Origin of the sequence: Bacteroides sp. AM16-24 (assembly GCF_003471885.1) — a bacterium.
Classification (GTDB): Bacteria; Bacteroidota; Bacteroidia; order Bacteroidales; family Bacteroidaceae; genus Bacteroides.
Genome location: NZ_QRKI01000021.1, coordinates 13,146 through 33,472, shown reverse-complemented (window position 1 = coordinate 33,472; position 20,327 = coordinate 13,146). Strand labels below are relative to the sequence as shown.

16 protein-coding genes are annotated in these 20,327 nt (G+C 43.3%); 5 read left to right on the top strand and 11 right to left on the bottom strand.

What is annotated here, in order from left to right:
* Positions 1-5 precede the first annotated feature (5 nt).
* Positions 6-767 carry a porin family protein gene (locus DW182_RS19160; RefSeq protein WP_118296510.1) on the bottom strand — a complete coding sequence of 254 codons (762 nt, stop codon included), beginning with the start codon at positions 765-767 and terminating at the stop codon, positions 6-8.
* A 111-nt stretch (positions 768-878) separates the two neighbouring features.
* On the opposite strand from DW182_RS19160, the gene cls reads away from it, so the two are divergent.
* The gene (gene cls, locus DW182_RS19155) at positions 879-2,318 is read left to right on the top strand and encodes a cardiolipin synthase (protein ID WP_117693178.1); all 1,440 of its coding nucleotides are present in this window, start codon (positions 879-881) and stop codon (positions 2,316-2,318) included.
* Between the two features lie 74 nt (positions 2,319-2,392).
* Here the strand turns inward: cls and DW182_RS19150 are convergent, their stop codons facing one another.
* The 3 genes from DW182_RS19150 to DW182_RS19140 are packed head-to-tail and all read right to left on the bottom strand — an operon-like array spanning position 2,393 to position 4,402.
* Positions 2,393-2,926 (bottom strand): RsmD family RNA methyltransferase, encoded by a 534-nt coding sequence (locus tag DW182_RS19150; protein ID WP_044532650.1) that lies wholly within the window; start codon positions 2,924-2,926, stop codon positions 2,393-2,395.
* On the bottom strand, positions 2,917-3,696 hold the full coding sequence (locus DW182_RS19145) for a DUF3822 family protein (protein ID WP_021967464.1): 780 nt from the start codon (positions 3,694-3,696) through the stop codon (positions 2,917-2,919). Before DW182_RS19145 ends, DW182_RS19150 begins: the two co-directional genes overlap by 10 nt.
* 19 nt (positions 3,697-3,715) lie before the next feature.
* Positions 3,716-4,402: a hypothetical protein gene (locus tag DW182_RS19140; RefSeq protein ID WP_021967463.1), complete on the bottom strand. Its 687-nt coding sequence runs from the start codon at positions 4,400-4,402 to the stop codon at positions 3,716-3,718.
* Positions 4,403-4,497: 95 nt separating this feature from the next.
* Here DW182_RS19140 and DW182_RS19135 point away from each other — a divergent pair, with 95 nt between their 5' ends.
* Together DW182_RS19135 and DW182_RS19130 are read left to right on the top strand one after the other, a co-directional pair.
* Positions 4,498-5,916: an ATP-dependent RecD-like DNA helicase gene (locus DW182_RS19135; protein ID WP_118296509.1), complete on the top strand. Its 1,419-nt coding sequence runs from the start codon at positions 4,498-4,500 to the stop codon at positions 5,914-5,916.
* 93 nt (positions 5,917-6,009) lie between these two features.
* The gene (locus DW182_RS19130; protein WP_118296508.1) at positions 6,010-6,840 is read left to right on the top strand and encodes a hypothetical protein; all 831 of its coding nucleotides are present in this window, start codon (positions 6,010-6,012) and stop codon (positions 6,838-6,840) included.
* Positions 6,841-7,252: 412 nt separating this feature from the next.
* On the opposite strand, the gene alaS is transcribed toward DW182_RS19130, so the two are convergent.
* Positions 7,253-9,871 (bottom strand): alanine--tRNA ligase, encoded by a 2,619-nt coding sequence (gene alaS, locus DW182_RS19125; RefSeq protein ID WP_118296507.1) that lies wholly within the window; start codon positions 9,869-9,871, stop codon positions 7,253-7,255.
* 152 nt (positions 9,872-10,023) lie between these two features.
* On the opposite strand from alaS, the gene DW182_RS19120 reads away from it, so the two are divergent.
* Positions 10,024-10,992 carry a M23 family metallopeptidase gene (locus tag DW182_RS19120; RefSeq protein WP_044155152.1) on the top strand — a complete coding sequence of 323 codons (969 nt, stop codon included), beginning with the start codon at positions 10,024-10,026 and terminating at the stop codon, positions 10,990-10,992.
* Between the two features lie 6 nt (positions 10,993-10,998).
* Positions 10,999-11,382 carry a MerR family transcriptional regulator gene (locus tag DW182_RS19115; protein WP_117693185.1) on the top strand — a complete coding sequence of 128 codons (384 nt, stop codon included), beginning with the start codon at positions 10,999-11,001 and terminating at the stop codon, positions 11,380-11,382.
* 2 nt (positions 11,383-11,384) lie between these two features.
* Here the strand turns inward: DW182_RS19115 and DW182_RS19110 are convergent, their stop codons facing one another.
* The 6 genes from DW182_RS19110 to DW182_RS19085 form a co-directional block, all read right to left on the bottom strand.
* Positions 11,385-11,777 carry a polymer-forming cytoskeletal protein gene (locus tag DW182_RS19110; RefSeq protein WP_044534592.1) on the bottom strand — a complete coding sequence of 131 codons (393 nt, stop codon included), beginning with the start codon at positions 11,775-11,777 and terminating at the stop codon, positions 11,385-11,387.
* A 21-nt stretch (positions 11,778-11,798) separates the two neighbouring features.
* A complete protein-coding gene (locus tag DW182_RS19105; protein ID WP_118296506.1) occupies positions 11,799-14,057 on the bottom strand; it encodes a bifunctional (p)ppGpp synthetase/guanosine-3',5'-bis(diphosphate) 3'-pyrophosphohydrolase in 2,259 nt (752 codons plus the stop codon).
* A gap of 69 nt (positions 14,058-14,126) precedes the next feature.
* On the bottom strand, positions 14,127-15,434 hold the full coding sequence (locus DW182_RS19100; protein ID WP_118296505.1) for a lytic transglycosylase domain-containing protein: 1,308 nt from the start codon (positions 15,432-15,434) through the stop codon (positions 14,127-14,129).
* A gap of 31 nt (positions 15,435-15,465) precedes the next feature.
* Positions 15,466-16,311 (bottom strand): DUF5683 domain-containing protein, encoded by an 846-nt coding sequence (locus DW182_RS19095; protein WP_117693191.1) that lies wholly within the window; start codon positions 16,309-16,311, stop codon positions 15,466-15,468.
* Positions 16,312-17,199, bottom strand: coding sequence for a ParB/RepB/Spo0J family partition protein (locus DW182_RS19090; RefSeq protein WP_115501935.1), 888 nt, complete (start codon positions 17,197-17,199; stop codon positions 16,312-16,314).
* A 16-nt stretch (positions 17,200-17,215) separates the two neighbouring features.
* Positions 17,216-17,980, bottom strand: coding sequence for a ParA family protein (locus DW182_RS19085; RefSeq protein ID WP_021968027.1), 765 nt, complete (start codon positions 17,978-17,980; stop codon positions 17,216-17,218).
* Positions 17,981-20,327: the final 2,347 nt, after the last annotated feature.

The window sequence follows — 20,327 nt, the reverse complement described above, 5'->3', positions numbered from 1 at the left end:
GTTTTTTAGCGTTTCCCTACACTGAAACAAAAGCCTACATGAAATTCGATTCCTATGTTGCGAGGGGAGACAAGTGTCTGGTTTTCCTGGATGGAATATTTGAAAATGTCTTTAGGAAATTCTTTATCAATGGGAAGAAAACCGTATTCGGCACCGATACCGGCAAAAAGTTGTTTGTATTTGAAATCTGCTCCAAGACTTAAACCGATGTCCAGGCGTTTCAGTCCATCGTTTTTATCGAATGTCTTATGCGTTGTTTTACCTTCCATCAATCTGTTATCTCCACCAGATGTGAGGTCGTCGGAGTCGATTTTTTCCTGGCTGGCAAGTATCCAGTTCACTTTGCTTTTTCCGCCAATTCCATAAGCGATGTATGGACCTCCGCTGAATTGAAATCCGCAGTTGTTATTCAAAGGCAGATATGCGGCAACTTTGATGGGAACTTGTAAATAGATTCCGTTTATTTTAGAATCAATCCCCAATACCATGTAGGTTTGTTTGCCTTCCTCATTAGTGCCAAGGGCTGTTATTCCTTCGTCAACAGAGTAGCTTCTGTTCAGGAACTGTAGCCCTGTTTGCATGGACCAAGTCTTGTCAATAGGTAGCTCAACACCTACTCCGAAACGATATCCAAAGTTAGCATTGTAATTTTCATTCTTGGTGATGCCGGTCAACCCAGTGCCGCCTTGTATGTTGATTTTTACTTGCGAATGACAGATAGTAGTTGACAAACCCAATAAGAGGGCGATTAAAAGCTGCTTTTTCATATTTCATAGTATTAGTGTGTAATTATGCAAATATATGTAAATACTTTAAATTCAATCTCTTTTTTCTTATAAAAAAACAGGAATTCTTTTATTTTCTCTATATTTGCTTTTGTGATTGACTGGAACTATATACTCAACCAAGTAGCTACCGTCGCCTTTGATATTATTTACTTTGGCGCTATCATCGGAACAATTGTTGTCATTATCCTCGACAATCGTAATCCGGTGAAGACGCTTGCATGGATACTGGTATTGATGTTCCTGCCTGTTGTGGGGTTAGTCTTCTATTTCTTTTTCGGACGAAGCCGCAGGCGGGAGCGCATCATAGGGCAGAAGATTTATAACCGTCTGCTGAATAAACCGATGGTGGAGTATCTGGCGCAGGATGCCACTACTTTGCCAATGGCTTACAGTCGGCTTATTTCCCTGTTCCGCAACACGACCCAGGCATTCCCTTTCGACGGTAACCGTATCGAAATCTATACCAATGGCGGCTCTATGCTGCAATCCTTGTTGAGGGAACTGCAGAATGCCCGGCAACATATCCATATTGAATTTTATATCTTTGAAGATGATGCTATCGGACGTATGGTACGCGATGTATTGGTGGAGAAAGCGCGGGCAGGCGTTGAAGTGCGTCTTATCTATGACGATGTAGGATGCTGGCATGTGCCCAACCGGTTCTATGATGAGATGCTTTCGGCAGGCATTGAAGTGCGTAGTTTCCTGAAAGTACGTTTCCCGCTGTTCACTAGTAAGGTGAACTACCGTAATCACCGTAAGATTGTGGTGATTGACGGGCGTGTGGGATTTATAGGCGGAATGAATCTGGCAGAACGCTATATGCGTGGTTTCTCATGGGGTATCTGGCGTGATACCCATCTTTTACTGGAAGGTAAAGCCGTGCATGGTCTGCAGACTGCTTTCCTGCTCGACTGGTATTTTGTTGACCGTACTTTGATCAGTGCTTCCCGTTACTTTCCGAAGATGGAAGCGACCGGCACTTCTTTGGTGCAGATTGTGACGAGTGACCCCATTGGTCCCTGGAAAGAGATTATGCAAGGATTGAGTATGGCAATTTCCGGTGCAAAGAAATACTTCTATATACAGACTCCTTATTTTCTGCCTACGGAACAGATTTTGGCCGCTATGCAAACTGCGGCATTGGCAGGAGTGGATGTACGTCTGATGTTGCCAATGCGTGCGGATAATCGTCTGACGCATTTGGGTTCCTGTTCGTATCTGGCAGATATATTGCAAGCGGGTGTAAAAATCTATTTCTATAAAAAAGGCTTCTTGCATTCCAAGCTGATGGTATCAGATGATGAGCTTTCCACTGTTGGTTCTACCAATGTGGACTTTCGTAGCTTTGAGCATAATTTTGAAGTGAATGCTTTCATTTATGATACGGAAACGGCATTGCAAATGCGGGAGATCTTTCTTCAGGATCAGCGCGACTGTGTACAAGTCTTCCTTAAAAACTGGGTGAAGCGTCCTTGGTGGCGGAAAGCTGCCGAGAGTGTGGTGCGCTTGATGGCACCGCTTTTATAATGAAGAATGAAGAACGAAAAATGAAGAATTACCATGCGGCATCATTGCGCAGCTAATTCTTCATTTTTCGTTCTTCATTTAAATATCGAGAAGTTTACACTTCCGTATACCCGCCGTTCCACAAAGTTCGGATGATTCTCAAAGTTGTTTTTCTTGCCGTGTTCCAATACAAACAGACCTCCTTCTTTCAGCAGATTATTTTCAAAAATAAGATTGGGAAGGGTTTCCAGTCCTTGCAATTCATACGGAGGATCGGCAAAGATGAAATCGAACTGCTCGCGTCCCCCTTTGATGAACTTGAATACATCGCCACGGATGGGGATACAAGTATCATCCTTCACTTCCTGCATGATTTTGCAAATGAAAGCGTGGTGATCCCGGTCTTTTTCAACGCTGATTACACGATTGCAACCGCGTGATACCAGTTCTATACTGATGCTGCCTGTGCCTGCAAAGAGGTCGAGGGCAGATACACCATCTTCAAAATCCAGATAGTTGGCAAGTACATTAAATAGATTCTCTTTGGCAAAGTCTGTTGTGGGACGTGCCTTGAAGGTACGAGGTACGTCAAATCTTCTTCTTTTATATATTCCGCTGATTACTCGCATAGGGTTATGGCTTGTAGGTCGAGGTTAGTGGCAGGGTTCATGACGAATACCTGCCGGATGAATTTTCGTAGTTCACTGAGCAAAGTTTCTTTGTCGAACAACTCACCGGTAAGATGTAGTTCGTCGCGTTCTTGTTCGAAACCGAGCTGTTTCCATATATATAATAGGTAATAGATACGGTCTGCTGTCTGTTTGCACTCAAAAGAGTTGGCAAGGAGCAGGTGATTGCGGTCGTAGCAATATAGTTCGGCAGCATCTTTCCGCAGGTGCACATACATTTTCCGATTGTTTCCCAAGCGGCTTTTACTGGAGAAGTGTTCAATGAATGAACTTGCTTGTGAATAAAACCTCACATTAGGATATTGTTCGCAAAGAAACGAACGGGCACTTTTGTCCATGCTGAACAGTACTACGGTATTATTTTTCCGTAGAATGTTGTATTGTATAACTTCGTTCTCCCGTTTAGGATGGTTATGATAAAAGAGCATTTCTGTTTGTTCATCCTCGAAAAACTCCAACGGTACAAGGGTAAAGCGTTTACCTGCCATGAGTATATTTACCCGGCGGTAAGGATGTTTTAACCATTCCACTTCGCGGAAAGTCTGTTTCAGGTTGGCTGTGAGGGAGAGTGATTCTTCTACTTTACGGTCAAAGAAAAAGAGCTCATTTTCATTGAGAGGGTTGAATACAGAAAAAGAAAATCCATCCGCACTGAGGCGGATGGATAACGTATATTGTTCCGATTTACTAAAGTCAATCGTTTCTATCATACAGAGTTGAGGATAGGAATTATTCCCAGTTACCTGCGTTATTGTTAGCAGTTTCCAAGCTACCGATCATCAGACCGCAATATTTACCCAACTTGGTTTGTACGTCCTTCATGTTAGCAATTTCTTGCTTGTCCAGACCACCCAAGTAAGTTTCATACGGAGTCTTAACTTCGAGCAGACAGAAAGGAGCACCGGATTTAGCAGTATCATTTCTGATAGCCATTTCGAACTGTGCACCACCACCGTAAGGAACATATCTCATAGAGTCAGCATTGAAACCTTTTGGGAATATAGTATCAAGTACAGCAACCCACAAAGTATCACGTTTGAAGTTTTCCAGACCTGCCTTCTTTACTTCATCATATTTTCCTGTTTTCTTTGCTTTGTTGATGATAGCAATAGCTTTCTTTTCTGTCATACCGTCTTCCAACTGCTTATCATTCAATTCACCTTCTTTGTAGATGAAAGGCAACTTCTGGTTTTTAACAAAGTTGATCAAAGTGTCGAAACTTGCCGTGTACTGTTGGTGGTTCAAGTTACGGTACTCCTGCTGTGCTTTACGGATGTCCATTAAACGGGCAATAACTGCCTTCTCTCTGTGCTTTTTTGCCTTTTCGAAATTAATAGGACCCATAATGCTGGTATAGCAGATGTAGATCAGTACCACTGCACACAAGCCTAAAATGACATTAAATACTGTTTTCATGATAAATATGTTTTTTAGTTGTTATATTCGTACCGCAAAAATAAAATAAATAATTCTAATGGCGATAGTTCCTGTAACTTTTTTCTATTACAAAAATGATAAATAACTATTTAGAAACGCAAATTAAGGAAAATTTTCCTTATGAACCAACTTTTGAGCAAGAAATAGTACTAAAATCATTGGCTACCTTCTTGCTATCTCCCCGTAACGATGCGGTTTTTGTACTGCGTGGATACGCTGGTACGGGAAAAACTTCACTGGTTGGAGCATTGGTACGGACATTGGATAAGTTGCAACAGAAGTCAATTCTGCTGGCTCCTACAGGGCGGGCGGCGAAAGTCTTTTCTGCTTATGCGGGGCATCCGGCGTTTACTATTCACAAAAAGATTTACCGTCAGCAATCTTTCTCCAACGAGGTGAGTAACTTCTCGGTGAATGATAATTTGACTACACATACCTTATATATAGTGGATGAGGCTTCGATGATTTCGAACGAGGGCTTATCCGGTGCTGTGTTCGGTACAGGGCGTTTGCTGGACGATCTGATACAGTTTGTTTACTCCGGTACAGGATGCCGTCTGGTGTTGATGGGCGATACAGCGCAGCTTCCTCCGGTGGGTGAGGAGCAGAGCCCTGCCTTATTTGCCGAGGCACTGAAAGGATATGGACTGGAAGTGATAGAGGTCGATTTGACGCAAGTAGTGCGTCAGGTGCAGGACTCCGGTATTTTGTGGAATGCTACCCGGTTGCGCCAACTTATAGCCGAAGATGCCTGTGAAAGTTTGCCAAAGATAAAGGTGTCGGGGTTTGCTGATATAAAAGTAGTTCCGGGCGACGAACTGATAGATACGCTGAGTACTTGTTACGACCGTGACGGGATGGATGAGACCATTGTCGTATGCCGTTCCAATAAGCGGGCGAATATCTACAATAATGGTATACGTGCGCAAATCCTTTGGCGGGAGGATGAATTGAATACAGGTGACTTGCTGATGGTGGCAAAGAATAATTACTACTGGACGGAGAAAAGTAAAGAAATGGATTTCATAGCCAATGGTGAAATAGCTGTTCTTCGCCGCCTACGCCGTACACGTGAATTATATGGTTTCCGTTTTGCGGAAGTCCTACTCTCTTTTCCTGATTACGGGGACTTTGAACTGGAAGTTAATCTGCTGCTGGATACCTTGCATACTGATGCGCCAGCCTTGCCAAAGGCAGACAATGATCGGCTTTTCTATGCCGTACTTGAAGATTACGCTGATATTTCCATGAAGCGCGATAGGATGAAAAAGATGAAGGCGGACCCGCATTATAATGCCTTGCAAGTGAAGTATGCCTATGCCGTTACTTGCCACAAAGCGCAGGGTGGGCAATGGAAGAATGTATTTCTCGATCAGGGATATATGACGGATGAGTATCTGACACCGGATTATTTCCGCTGGTTATATACAGCTTTTACCCGTGCTACAGGTACTTTGTATCTAGTGAATTACCCGAAAGAACAAATCGTATAAATAGCTGGGATTAAAAAAATATCTGTTCGCATGCAGTAATTAACTATTTACTGCATTTTCATTATACGAATCCGATATAAAAAGACTAAAACAATGAAACACATCTATTCTATTCTAATGTTGATTTCACTCTTGTTTGTGGGTACTGCATGCGAGGATGATTATCGTGATATGGTATTTTTTACGGGAGATGCGCCTATTTACCAGATTGGGACTTGTGATAACCTGATCGGTTCCGTAAATCTCTATTTGAGTAAGCCGGAAGGCATTATTGTTGGTGTGGATGGTGGAGACGCTAACTATTCCATAGTGAACGGTGACGATGCCATAGTAACTGCTGCTTTTGTAAAAAGTGAAAGTGGGTACCAGCGTATACAGATTATTCCTAAAGCCGAAGGTGAGACGGGAATTACGGTAAGAGATGGTAGTGGTTCTTCAACTTTACTGAGAGTGAAAGTAGATGAATGTCTGAAATTGATTTGGTCTAAAAAGAAAGACGGTATCGTGGTTACCGGAGAAGCTACAGAAGAACAAAAGAAGAATATTGCGGATGCATTCACTGACTTCTTTACCGTAAAGGTGGGAGGACGTTATGAGATGATACCGGATAATGAATCTGAAATGTGGGAAAAAGGAACTTTACGTGTTCGTCCGGATGATTCTGCTATTGCTCCTATGATAGGGCGATACGAAAGAGGGCCGGTTGTTGACGGTGAAGTGGAACGTTTAGGCCTGTTATTTAAGTACAATGATGAAGAGCATTTTTATACTTTCAATGGTCCTGATTTGACCAGAATGTCTGTAATGGAATATATGGACTTTTGGGAAGACGTTACTGAAGTCTGTCCGGTAGAAGTTCCGGTAGGATGTAAAGTTTACCATGTGGAACGTTTGAGCCCATACAATCAGAGTATAAATAATTGAAAAAGATATACTAATCTAACCTTTTTTGTCAAGAGAGAATTTATGTTTGTTTAACGGGACGGGAGGGCTTCGGCTTTCCCGTTTCTATTTTCTGCAACCAGATGGTGTGTTACCCTTAAACGGATGATGTGTTTTCTCCAAACAGATGGTTTATTTGGGGGGATTACATCGTTTGTTTTAGTTCATTATATAGTATGTTATCATGTAAAACATACTATCTTAAGTCATTTCACTTCTATAGATACAAAAAAGAGGAGAAACATTCGCTTCTCCTCTTTACTATATATCTTCCCGAAACTAAATCAGGATTGCATTGACAAAGATACGACATCAAGATGTTAAAGTCAAGTCTTTTGCCAGTTATTTACTTGCACAGGCAAATAATAATTCGCCTGCCTTCATAAGTCAATTATTAAATTCCGGCAAGTTCCAGCACCTTTTCTATTGCTGCATTCAGTCCGTCAACATTCTTTCCACCTGCTGTTGCAAAGTGAGGTTGGCCACCGCCGCCGCCTTGTATCAGCTTGGCAGCTTCTTTCACCAAGTTTCCGGCTTTCAATCCGCCAGCTACGAGGTTGTCACTCAACATTACTGTCAGCATAGGTTTTCCTTCATTGATCGTTCCGGCAACGAAACACAGGTTTTCTGTAATCTCGCCACGTAGTTGGAATGCAATATTCTTAATACTTTCTGCAGGTATCGGAGCACAAATCTTAATTACTTTTATGCCGTGGATTTCTTGCATGTTTTTCAGCAGTCTTTCCTTTATCTGTGCCTCTTTCTCCCTCATGAAGTCTTCCATCTGTTTTTTTAATCCGGCATTCTCTTCAATGTACTTGCGGATGGTTCCGGCCAAGTCGGGTGCATTGTTGAAGAGGGCTTTCAAGTCGCGTATTGTATCTTCGATGGTGTCCATCAATTCCTCTACGCGTGCACCTGTGTAAGCTTCGATACGGCGTACGCCGGCGGCAACAGAGCTTTCAGATACAATCTTTATCATGCCGATGTTTCCGGTAGCGGCAACGTGTGTACCTCCACAGAACTCAACGGATGAACCAAACTGAATAACACGTACATGGTCGCCGTACTTTTCACCGAACAAGGCAATAGCACCCAGTTCCTTGGCATCTTCAATAGGAATATTGCGGTATTCCTTCAAAGGTATGTTGGCACGGATTTTTGCATTCACCAGATGCTCTACCTGGCGGATTTCTTCGTCTGTCACTTTCTGGAAGTGAGAGAAGTCGAAACGCAGTGAGTCGGGGCTTACTAAAGAACCCTTTTGCTCTACATGCTCGCCCAGTACTTCGCGGAGTGCAGAGTCCAGCAAGTGGGTAGCCGAGTGATTGGCTGCACAGGCAGCACGTTTGTCGGTATCTACGCAAGCCATCATCGGAGCTTCCGGATGTGCGGGCAATTTCTTAGTGATATGTATCGGAAGGTTATTTTCCTTCTTTGTATCAATTACTTCAATCGTTTCGAATTCGCTGACTAATACACCAGTATCACCTACCTGGCCACCGCTTTCGGCATAGAACGGGGTATAGTCCAGTACAATCTGATACAGTGTCTGGTTTTTCTGTTTTACTTGACGGTAACGAAGGATACTTGTTTCATATTCCGTATAGTCGTAACCTACAAATTCAGTAGTTCCTTCTTTCAGTGTAATCCAGTCACCGGTTTCTATGGCAGCGGCATTGCGGGCACGTTGCTTCTGCTGTTGCATCTCGGTGTCGAACTCCTTGATGTCGGCAGTCATACCGTTTTCACGAAGAATCAGTTCCGTCAGGTCGAGCGGGAAACCGAAAGTATCATATAAGGTAAAGGCATCCTTACCGCTGATTTCTGTCTTTCCGGCAGCTTTGGCGTCAGCCATCGTCTTGTCCAGCAAGCGGATACCGGTTTCCAATGTGCGGAGGAAGGAGTCTTCTTCTTCTTTAATAACTTTGCTGATCAGTTCTCTCTGTGCTTCCAGTTCCGGATAAGCCTCACCCATGTTTTCAATCAGAACCGGGAGCAGTTTATACATGAATGCCTGTCTCTGTCCCAGGAATGTATAACCGTAACGAACTGCGCGGCGCAGGATACGGCGGATTACATAACCTGCCTTTGCATTCGAGGGCAACTGCCCGTCTGTAATAGAGAAAGCGATTGTACGGATATGGTCGGCAATCACACGCATGGCGATGTCTTGTTGGTTGTCTTTGCCATAGGCAGTGCCTGCCATATCAGCGATGGCTTTCAATATCGGCTGGAATACGTCCGTATCATAGTTTGAAGTCTTGCCTTGTAACGTGCGTACCAAGCGTTCAAAGCCCATACCCGTGTCGATAACTTTAGCGGGAAGTCCTTCCAGACTTCCATCGGCTTTACGGTTGAATTGCATGAACACGAGGTTCCAGATTTCAATAACCTGCGGATGATCCTTGTTCACCAATTGGCTACCCGGAACTTTGGCTTTCTCTTCTTCCGGACGTGAGTCTATATGTATCTCGGAACACGGACCACACGGACCTGTATCGCCCATCTCCCAGAAGTTATCATGCTTGTTACCGTTGAGGATATGATCTTTCGGAAGGTGTTGTTCCCAAAAGGCGGCAGCTTCATTGTCCCGTTCCAATCCTTCTTCAGGGCTGCCTTCGAATACGGTGGCATAAAGGTTCTTCGGATCTATCTTCAGAACATCTACCAGATATTCCCATGCCCAGTCGATAGCCTCTTTCTTAAAGTAGTCGCCGAACGACCAGTTACCCAGCATCTCGAACATGGTGTGGTGGTACGTGTCGTGTCCCACTTCCTCCAGGTCATTATGTTTTCCGCTAACGCGCAGACATTTCTGCGAGTCCGCGACTCTTTTATATTTCGCAGGGTGGTTGCCCAAAATAATATCTTTAAACTGGTTCATCCCCGCATTGGTAAACATCAGTGTCGGGTCATCTTTAATTACCATCGGAGCCGAGGGCACTATCTGGTGGCCTTTGCTCTCGAAGAAACTCTTGAATGAGTTACGGATTTCATTTGCAGTCAACATATTCTTTTATTTATCTTAATCTGTTACTATCTTCTGTTCGCTATTATCTACTAACTACTTGCTACTTAGTATTAATATTCTTGAAAAAACTGTGCAAAGATAGCTTGTTTTTATTACTTTTGCCGTATTAATGAGCGAAATATTTCCAAAAGATGCGCAAAGTTTACTACATTTATAATCCACAGACGCAGACTTATGACCGTATTTACCCTACTGTCCGGCAACGGATGGTGAGTCTCCTGCGCCGTTTGTTTATCGGCATGGGCTTTGGGGCAGGTAGTTTTATAATTCTGCTGATTATTTTCGGTTCACCTTCGGAGAAAGAGTTGAGGAAGGAAAATAGCCAACTTTTAGCGCAGTATAATGTGCTTTCCCGTCGTCTGGATGAGGCAATGGGAGTGTTACAGGATGTGCAGCAGCGTGATGATAACCTGTATCGGGTTATATTTGCAGCTGACCCCATACCTTCGGCTATCCGCCAGGCTGGGTATGGCGGCACTAACCGTTATGAACACTTGATGGATATGGCAAACTCCGATCTGGTAGTGAATACAACTCAGAAGATGGATATGCTCAGCAAGCAACTTTATATCCAGTCGCGTTCCTTCGATGATGTGGTGGATATGTGTAAGAGCCATGACGAAATGTTGCGTTGTATCCCCGCCATCCAGCCTGTTTCCAATAAAGATCTTCGCAAAACAGCTTCCGGCTACGGAACGCGTATCGATCCTATCTACGGGACTACAAAATTCCATGCAGGTATGGATTTCTCGGCACCTTTGGGTACGGATGTTTATGCCACAGGAGATGGTACGGTGATACAGATGGGATGGCAAACCGGGTATGGTAACCGGATTGTGGTAGACCATGGATTTGGTTATCAGACTGTATACGCGCATTTGCGTGATTTCCGTACTAAGGTCGGAAAGAAGGTGGTACGCGGTGAAGTCATTGGTGGGGTAGGCAGTACGGGAAAGAGTACAGGGCCTCACTTGCATTATGAAGTTCATGTAAAAGGGCAGGTAGTTAACCCTGTCAACTATTACTTTATGGACTTGAGTGCTGAGGATTACGACCGGATGATACAGATTGCTGCCAACCATGGTAAAGTCCTCGATTAAGCTGCTATGGATAAAGACCTGAAATTATATTATTCCATCAGTGAGGTAGCCCAGATGTTCGATGTGAACGAGTCCTTGCTTCGTTTCTGGGAGAAAGAGTTTCCACAACTCTCTCCGAAGAAGGGAAGCCGTGGAGTGCGGCAATATCGCAAAGAGGATATTGAAACTGTGAAGCTGATCTATCATCTGGTGAAGGAACGGGGAATGACATTACCCGGTGCCCGCCAGCGAATGAAGGACAATAAAGAAACCACTCTTCGTAACTTTGAAATTGTAGACCGCTTGAAGACGATCCGTGAAGAGCTTCTTAGCATGAAGAAAGCTCTTGACGGATTTACTTATGAGCAAGTAGACGAACTTAAAAGAGCTTCAAGGGAAGGAGATGAGTAAAACTATTCAGTTACAGCTTCCAACAATTTTATCTCATGATTGGCATCATTCGTGTTACAGGTTCCATTGAATTTAGCTTGTGATTCTATTTCCAATTTTGTGGTATAGATATTGCCTTGCATCACACAGTTGGCTTTCAGGGTGAGTTCTTCCTTCACGTATGCATCACCGATGATAGTTCCGTGAAGGCAAGCGTGTGTACAAGACAGGTTGCCGTGTATTTTTCCTTCCGGACCAATAACTATTTTCCCGGTACACCGGATATTTCCTTCTACAGTTCCGTCGATACGCATATCTCCATCAATGGAACAATCACCTTTAATTAAACTTTGACTGGAAAGCGTGGTTAATTTATTGCTTACCTTGTCTTCTATTCCTTTTTTTGAGTTAAACATACTAGTGTGCTTTTATAGTTTTTATCCTTCTACACGGGTTACTTGCTTGATGTTCTGTATCTGTTTCAGATTATTGCAGATGGTTTTCACATCATCCACATCATGTACGTACAATTGGATGTTTCCTTCAAAAATGCCGTCTGTTGTTTCAATGGACAACTTGCGGATATTTACATTCAGCTGACGCGAGATAACCTGTGTTACTTCGTTCAGTAATCCCATGGCGTCTATACCTTTTATATATATATTCACCAGGAAAGAGAGTTCCTTATGGGTATCCCACTCTGTGGCCAGAATACGGTTTCCGTAACTACTCTTCAAACGTGCGGCGACGGGGCACTGGCGTTTGTGGATAATGATACGGTCGTTTTCGTCCATATATCCCAGTACATCGTCACCCGGAATGGGGTGGCAACATTCTGCCATGATATAATTCTTCTGGATATTCTCTTCCGTCAGTTTCAGGATTTGCTTTGTATTGATTTTCTCCTTTTCTTGCAGTGGTTTTTCTTCAATCGGCTCTTTGTTGTCCTTGTTACCGCCGAACGAGAAGGTGAGGAACTTTTTCCAGTTGGTTCCCTGTTTCTCTTTCAGGGCATTTTTATCCAGGTCGCCCAATACGATCTTTTTGTTGCCGATGGCTATAAGAAATTCGTCCCGGTTCTTCATATTATGGACTTTCACCAACTTGTCTATCAACAGGTCGTCCAGTCGTAGCTCTTCTTTTTTGAAGAATTCATTCAGAAGGGTTTCACCTTCTTTTTGGCAGCTCCTTTGCTCTTTGCGCAGGATGGCAGCTATCTTTGCGCGGGCACGGGCTGTAGTGGCAAATACTTCCCATTCTGGCTGTACCCGTTGTGATTTGGATGTCAGCACTTCCACTTGATCGCCACTTTGCAATTTATGGCTGAGTGGGACAAGTTTATGGTTTACTTTCGCGCCGATACAATGACTGCCTATATCTGTATGTAAGGAAAATGCAAAGTCCAATGCTGTAGAATTCTGTGGCATAGTCTTAATCTCACCTTTCGGGGTGAATACAAAGATTTCCGATGCAAACAGGTTCAATTTGATAGTGTCGAGGAAATCAATGGCATCCGGCTGCGGATCATCAAGAATTTCCTTGATGGTACGTAGCCATTTATCCAGCTCGCCCTCATCCTCGCTACCACCACCTTCTTTGTATTTCCAATGTGCGGCAAAACCCTGTTCGGCTACGTCATTCATGCGCTCGCTACGGATTTGTACTTCTATCCACTGTCCATTATTACCCATGAGGGTAACGTGTAAAGCTTGATAGCCGTTTGCTTTGGGGTGACTTACCCAGTCGCGCAGACGGTCGGGGTGGGGCTTGTATATTTTAGAAATAGAGACGTAGATATCGAAACAGTCATTCAACTCTTCGTCCGCGTTACGCGGTTCAAAAATAATGCGTACGGCAAGCAAGTCATAGATTTCTTCGAATGGTACATGCTTGGTCTGCATTTTGTTCCATATGGAATAAATGGATTTGACGCGTGCCAGGATGCGATATTTCAGTCCCATCTTGTCCATCTGTGCGCGTATCGGAGCTGTGAATTCTTTGAATACTTTGTCACGCTCGGTAGCCGTAGCTGCCAGCTTGTTTTCTATTTCTTGATATTCCTCAGGGTGTTCGTACCTGAAACTCAGGTTTTCCAGTTCGGTCTTTATCTTATAAAGTCCTAAACGGTTGGCGAGGGGAGCATATATATATAAAGTTTCACCTGCAATTTTGAATTGCTTATTTGGAAGCATGGAACCCAGCGTACGCATATTATGCAGGCGGTCCGCTATTTTAATAAGGATCACACGTATATCATCGGACATCGTCAACAGCAACTTTTTGAAGTTCTCTGCCTGTGCCGAAGCCCGGTCACCGAAGATACCACCGGATATTTTGGTCAGTCCGTCTACAATCTGGGCGATTTTCGGACCGAATATATTCTCTATGTCCTCTACAGTATAGTCTGTATCTTCTACCACATCGTGTAGTAATGCAGCACAAATGGATGTAGACCCCAGACCTATTTCGGTGCAAACAATCTGTGCCACAGCCAAGGGATGCATAATGTAGGGCTCGCCTGAGCGGCGTTTGATGCCCTTATGTGCCTGGTTGGCAAAATTGAATGCCTTTGTTATAATTTCAATGCGTTTACGGTGCTTGGTTGCCAAATAGTCGTTTAACAGTTGCTGGAAAGCCTGTTCAATCATTTCCTCTTCGACTTTTTCTTTATCTTTCTGGTTCACATTCTCTTCCATATCCCTGTCTCCTTTCTTCTATTGCTGCAAAAATAAGCAAATTTCAACACCGTGCAAGCGTTTGTGCTCTTATTTATATATCTTCAATTGCTTTCCGGCGGAAATTTTGGTGTTATGCAATCCATTCCAACTTTGAAGTTGTTTTACGGTGACTCCATAGCGGCGTGCAATAGTACCCAATGTTTCGCCATTTCGTATTTTATGATAAGTCAGATTTCCACTGCCGGTTGTAGCGCGTCTTGCTGTAGAACGGGGCTCGGAGATGGCTACGGTCCTACGGTTTTTGAATAATTCATTCGCACGGTGGGCATAGATAGTATCCTGGCTGTCGATAAATGTACTGATGTAATTCATAGGCAGACGAAGGGTTTGTGTCTTGCTTTCACCGGGAATTATATTCTTCTTATACTGAGGATTAAGGCTTTTGATTTCTTCCATGCTAACGCCACAGATATCAGCAAGCTGTTCGAAATGTAAGTTTTTTGTTACTTGTATAGTATCTGTAGCATCGGGGATATTAGTTTCCATGGGACAGATGTTGTGCTTGCAATAGTAAGTCATCACATAATTGGCGGCAATGAACGCAGGCACATACCCGCGGGTCTCTTTGGGCAGGAAATTATAGATTTCCCAGTAATCGGTTTTACCTCCGGCGCGGCGGATTGCTTTGTTTATAGTACCTGGTCCGCAATTGTAAGCGGCGATCACCAGATTCCAGTCTTGATAAATGGCGTACAGGTCTTTCAGGTAGCGGGCAGCTGCCCATGTGGCCTTGATAGGATCACAACGTTCGTCAATAAGACTGTTGCTTTCCAATCCGTACATCTTTCCGGTAGCCAGCATGAACTGCCACAAACCGGAAGCGCCTACACGGGATCTGGCAGAAGGGTTCAGCGCAGATTCAATGATAGGCAAGTATCTGAGTTCGAGCGGTAATCCATAGGCATCGAGTGCTTCTTCGAAGATGGGCATATAAAAGTTGCAGGCGCTCAACATGAATGATACGTTATTACGTAAACGTCCTGTGTACATGTCGATGAATTTACGTACAATCTCATTATAAGGCATTTCCATTACAGCAGGAATGCGGCTGAGGCGGTCGATATAAACAGAGTCACTAAAGAGTGGGTTCTCTGTGGAGGTACTGCAATCTTTACCTAAATCAATGTAATTTTTGGCTTTCCAGTCATTGAGCAGGCTGTCCAGCGGATAAGTCATACTTTGGGGGAGTTCAATGCTTTCCTGACGTTCTGTTCCGTTGTCACGGATCACTACTTCTACACTTTCCTGAGCTTGCGCCTGGAAGGCGAAAAGTGATAGACAAAACAGAAACGGAGTAGCGATAAACTTCTTCATATTTACAGATTTATTCTTCATGTGTGATTATTCTTTGGTATAGCTTAATTCATTAAAAACGGAAACTACATTGCACTCCGACAGATTTGTTGGAGCTGCCTATACTGTATTGGCTGTTGATTACGGCAGGTTCTACCCGCATACTTAGGTCGGGGGTTATATCGAAATTAGACAGTTCCGCATCTACATAGGCATCAATAACTGATATCAGGTAAACGCCGATGAAAGCAAAAATACTCAGGTCACGATAGCGCCTGTACGTATCCTTTCGCTTTCGGAGGGTTTCTGTTATCTGCGTTTTGGGGGTTCTGTCCAAATATCCGGGTGGCAAAAGATCATGAATACTGTTGGCTTCCCAGTTGCCAAGAGCGGCATCTTTATAGGCTTGCATGTAGTCTTTATACATCTTGTTGTTCCAGGTTAGCGCATAAGCACATCCAGCAAATCCACCATATATAATAGGTAACTTCCAGTATTTACGGTTATAGATTTGTCCGCCACCGGGGATAACCAAGGCGAGCCATGTTGCCTTGGTCGGGTTGGGGATAAATACTTTCTTGTTAAGTGCCCCGTTTATACTGTCTGTTGGTGTAGGAGACACTTGTGGGGTAGTACTGGAAGTCATTTCCAGCAGACGCTTTTTATTTTCGGCAGCAATGCTGTCGGCTAAGGCAATGCTGTCAGCAGCCGAAACCCGTTGCAGGGCAGATTCTGTTTGTGCATTCAGGCTGTCCAGAGCTACTTGTGGCAGTCTTTTTAGTGAGTCTGCATGCTCCAATTGCTGCCGTTTGGCAGCGGCACGCGGACGATTCTGCCCATACATAGCAATCCCTGCCGTCTGCACGAAGCAAAGCAGCAGGGCGATACACCATTGATATGTTTTTGTTCCTTTCGTCATTTATTTTTTAAGAGTATCGAGTATGCCGATAATACGTTCTAAATCTTCTTCGTTATTGAACGGGATACTGATTTTACCTTTTCCTTTTTCCGAACAGGTCAGCTGCACTTTGGTGCTGAAGAAGCCCGAAAGCTGTTGTTTCAGCATGTTGAATTCTTCCGGCAGTTTGGCACGTTTGGGAGCGATTTTGCGTCCACCGCTTTTCACGGCTTCGCCTTCACTCAGGGATTTTACTATTTCTTCCACCTTACGTACGGAATATCCGTGCTCGATGATTTCTTCGAATATCTTCACTTGCAACTTCGGATCACCCAATGTTACAAGCGCACGGGCATGTCCCATGTCTATCTGCTTGTTCTGCAACGCCATCTGAATGGGGGCGGGCAGTTTCAATAAACGCAGGTAGTTGGCAATTGTTGTACGTTTTTTACCGACACGTTCGCTAAGGCGTTCTTGTGTGAGCCCGTATTGTTCCAACAGATGTTGGTAGGCAAGGGCTATTTCCACAGAGTTCAAGTCTTCACGTTGTATATTCTCGATAAGCGCCATTTCCATGACGTTCTCGTCATCGGCAGTACGGATATAGGCGGGAATACTTTTCAGTCCGGCGAGTTGTGAAGCACGGAAACGGCGTTCGCCTGCGATGATCTGATATTCATCGTCCGACAGCTTGCGTAGGGTGATGGGCTGAATGATGCCTATCTCAGAGATTGAATCGGCAAGTTCCTGAAGGGCAGTCTCGTCAAATTCATGACGCGGCTGGTTCGGGTTGACGACAATCTTCGACAACTCTATTTCGTTGATGGAAGAAGAGCCTTCGGTCTGCACTTCGTCCATTGAGAGCAGAGCGTCCAGCCCGCGTCCTAATGCATTTCTTTTTTGTGCCATGGTTCTTCGTTTTTGGTTAATTGTTATGGCTTATCAGTTCTTTGGCAAGTGCCATGTGATTCTTGGCTCCGGTGGAGTCTGCGTCATATAGGATGGTGGGCAGACCGTAGCTTGGGGCTTCGCTCAATTTGACGTTGCGCTGTATGACGGTGTCGAACACCAATTCCTGGAAGTGGCGTTTCACTTCGTCATAAATCTGGTTGGCCTGACGCAGGCGCGAGTCGTACATCGTCAGCAGGAAACCTTCGATTTCGAGTGCCGGGTTCAGTTTCGACTTGATAATCTTGATGGTGTTCAACAGTTTGCTGATACCTTCCAGTGCAAAGTATTCCGCTTGTACGGGGATAATCACGGAGTCGGCTGCGGTGAGCGCGTTGATGGTAATCAGTCCCAGTGAAGGTGAACAGTCTATCAAGATATAATCAAACTCTTCCTTCAGTGGGGCAAGCACTTCTTTCAAAATCTTTTCCCTGTTTTTCAGGTTGAGCATCTCTATTTCGGCGCCTACCAAGTTTATGTGGGAGGATATCACTTTCAGTGTATCAATCTCCGTGTCGTGGATAGCTTCGCGGACATCGGCCCGGTCGATAATGCATTCGTAAATAGTGCATTCCGCCTGCTTGATGTCGACACCCAAACCGGAAGAGGCGTTTGCCTGCGGGTCTGCGTCCACAACGAGCACTTTCTTTTCCAGGGTAGCGAGTGAAGCTGCGAGATTAATCGTAGTCGTAGTCTTTCCTACACCACCTTTTTGATTTGCCAAAGCAATTATTTTTCCCATAATCTTAGTGTTTATTGGCAGCGAAATAAGTGATAATTCCGTATTGCGCCTACTAAAAAAGAGAAAGATTGCAAAATCTGTTGATAAGTCGCCTATTTTGTTAATAACTCCGGGTCGTTTTATTTCATTCCGACTCGTTCCGGCGCTTTTCGTTCTCTTGTTTAGCTCGCAAATATACGTAATTATCTTGAAATGAAACATCTTTTTTGTCTCGCTTGCAGAAGATTAAGATTTGTAAACCAATGTTCTTTGGGTTAGAAATGGAGGAAAGAGTCTGTAATGGATAAGATAGAGAGGCTTTGTTTGAATAAAAACAAGAAAGTAATGAAGCAAATGCTAAAGCAGTACTATCTGTCATCCTGAGCGTAGTCGAAGGATCTCTTCCCTTACTGTATAGCGCAGCCTTATGCCAAGAGAGTAGATTCTTCGACTACGCTCAGAATGACGGATAGTCCGCAAATCACTTCATTCATTACCGCTCAAAAATGAATATAATTTAAATCCTGATTCGCATGATTACTTAAAAGATAGTAACGCTTAAAAAATAAGTTGGTACAAAAATGATAATTTATTTTTCTGGGGAGTTATAGGAGTTAAAGCCGATACTCTTATTTATAACAGCGGGAAGCACAATGCGAACTGTTGGCTTTAACTCCTATAACTCCTGAGAAAGATTATGTACCAAGTTATTTTTTAAGTATAACTAAAAGTGCCGTCAGAAGCCTTTCTGGACGGGGTGACTGTTGTTTACTAAAACCTTATCGGATTTTTACTAATTTTCCGGTAGATTTTTACTAATTTTCAGTCGTAAATTTAGTAAAAATCCGAAGCCCTTTTAGTAAAGGGTGGGACGGATGTATTATGTGTAACTATTTTTTTTCTCATATAAGAGTAAATTATGGATAGAACTTTAGTACTGAGTAACGCTTTAAAAATAACATTGGCGTAAATGGGTGTTTTATTTTCCCAACTGGGAGAAAAATAACTTAGTAATAGCTGATTGTAGTGCAGACCTTTATTTGTGTAATTCGCGTAATTTGTGTTCTATTCGTATCCGGAGAGAAAGAAATAATGGGTCGTTGCCGTAGCTGACAGTTGCCCATCCGGCTCAACCGGCAAATATGTACCTCGATAAGAAACTTGCAAGTTTGCATGCTTTTTTTTCCCAGTTAGGAAAATATATTTTTCCAATAGGGCAGTAATTTTGCACCTTTCATCATCTTAGTAAAAGCTCCTGTTGCAATATCAGGGAAGTGCTATTCCTAATAGAGGTGAAAGCCGAAGAGAACCTGCAGACCGAGAGTCTCCGGCTATATGTCAGGGAATAGCAGCCGTTGTTGGCTGTCCGCACTTCCATGTCTGTCTATCGGGAGGAATAGGCACTGAAAGCAGGAGCAAAATAGGATTTTTAGAAGGAATAAAACTTTTTGATGATAAATGTCGGGTGAAATTTTGTAATGTTATATGTATTATCTAACTTTGAAGCGATAAAAATACTTGTTTGATCAGTAAAACGGATTGCCTATGGAAGATGACAAAACTATGATGTAAAAAGGAAATATCCTTTTTGGGAAGTAGCCCGACAGAATGCCGGACTACGTAATTTTTAATGATTTCTATTTATTAATAACAAACAAAGGAAAAGCGTTTCCGTTCTTTCTATACATATTAGAGCTTTAGCTCTTATTGCTTGGTCCTGAAAATCGCCAATTGGAAAGCCCAAGAGATATAAGATGTTGAAGTTCGCGCTCTATGGGCGTGAACTGTTTACACTTATTCTTTGGGCGCGGTGTTTGGCGATACCTCAGGACCGGATAGGTTGAATGGTTCCGCCTTTTTTTGTATCATAATCCAATATAATATGATGCATTCTGATGTAAAAATATCGGGCACCAATTCCGGTATCTATAATATTCTGATAGCTGTTTCTGTTTTTTTAGTCTTTCTTTATGTCCCATTGGTTCAAACCGTAATAGATGGGAAAGTTGTTGAATCTTTCACTGTTGCGGAAAATATAGATAAAGGTTCCGGTGGCTTTTATTTATTCCTTATTTTTCTGATGGCTGCTGCCATATTGGTTATCGGAATCTTGAAGATAACGTTGTCTAAAATCTTTCAACATTTTGTTGTAAGTGTCGTGGACTTTTATTATAGTCTTGGTCTCTGTGTTGGTTTTATTCTTATGACTGTTGTTCTTAGCTCCCAAGACACTGGGACGTCTTATTGGGGGCATGAAATAAAGCAGATGATAGGAATAGGACCGTATCTATTGACTTTTTGTTCATTGGCCTATTTTGCTGCGGCTTTAGGTCATCTTTGTTCATTCTATAAATGGTACCCGTTGCAA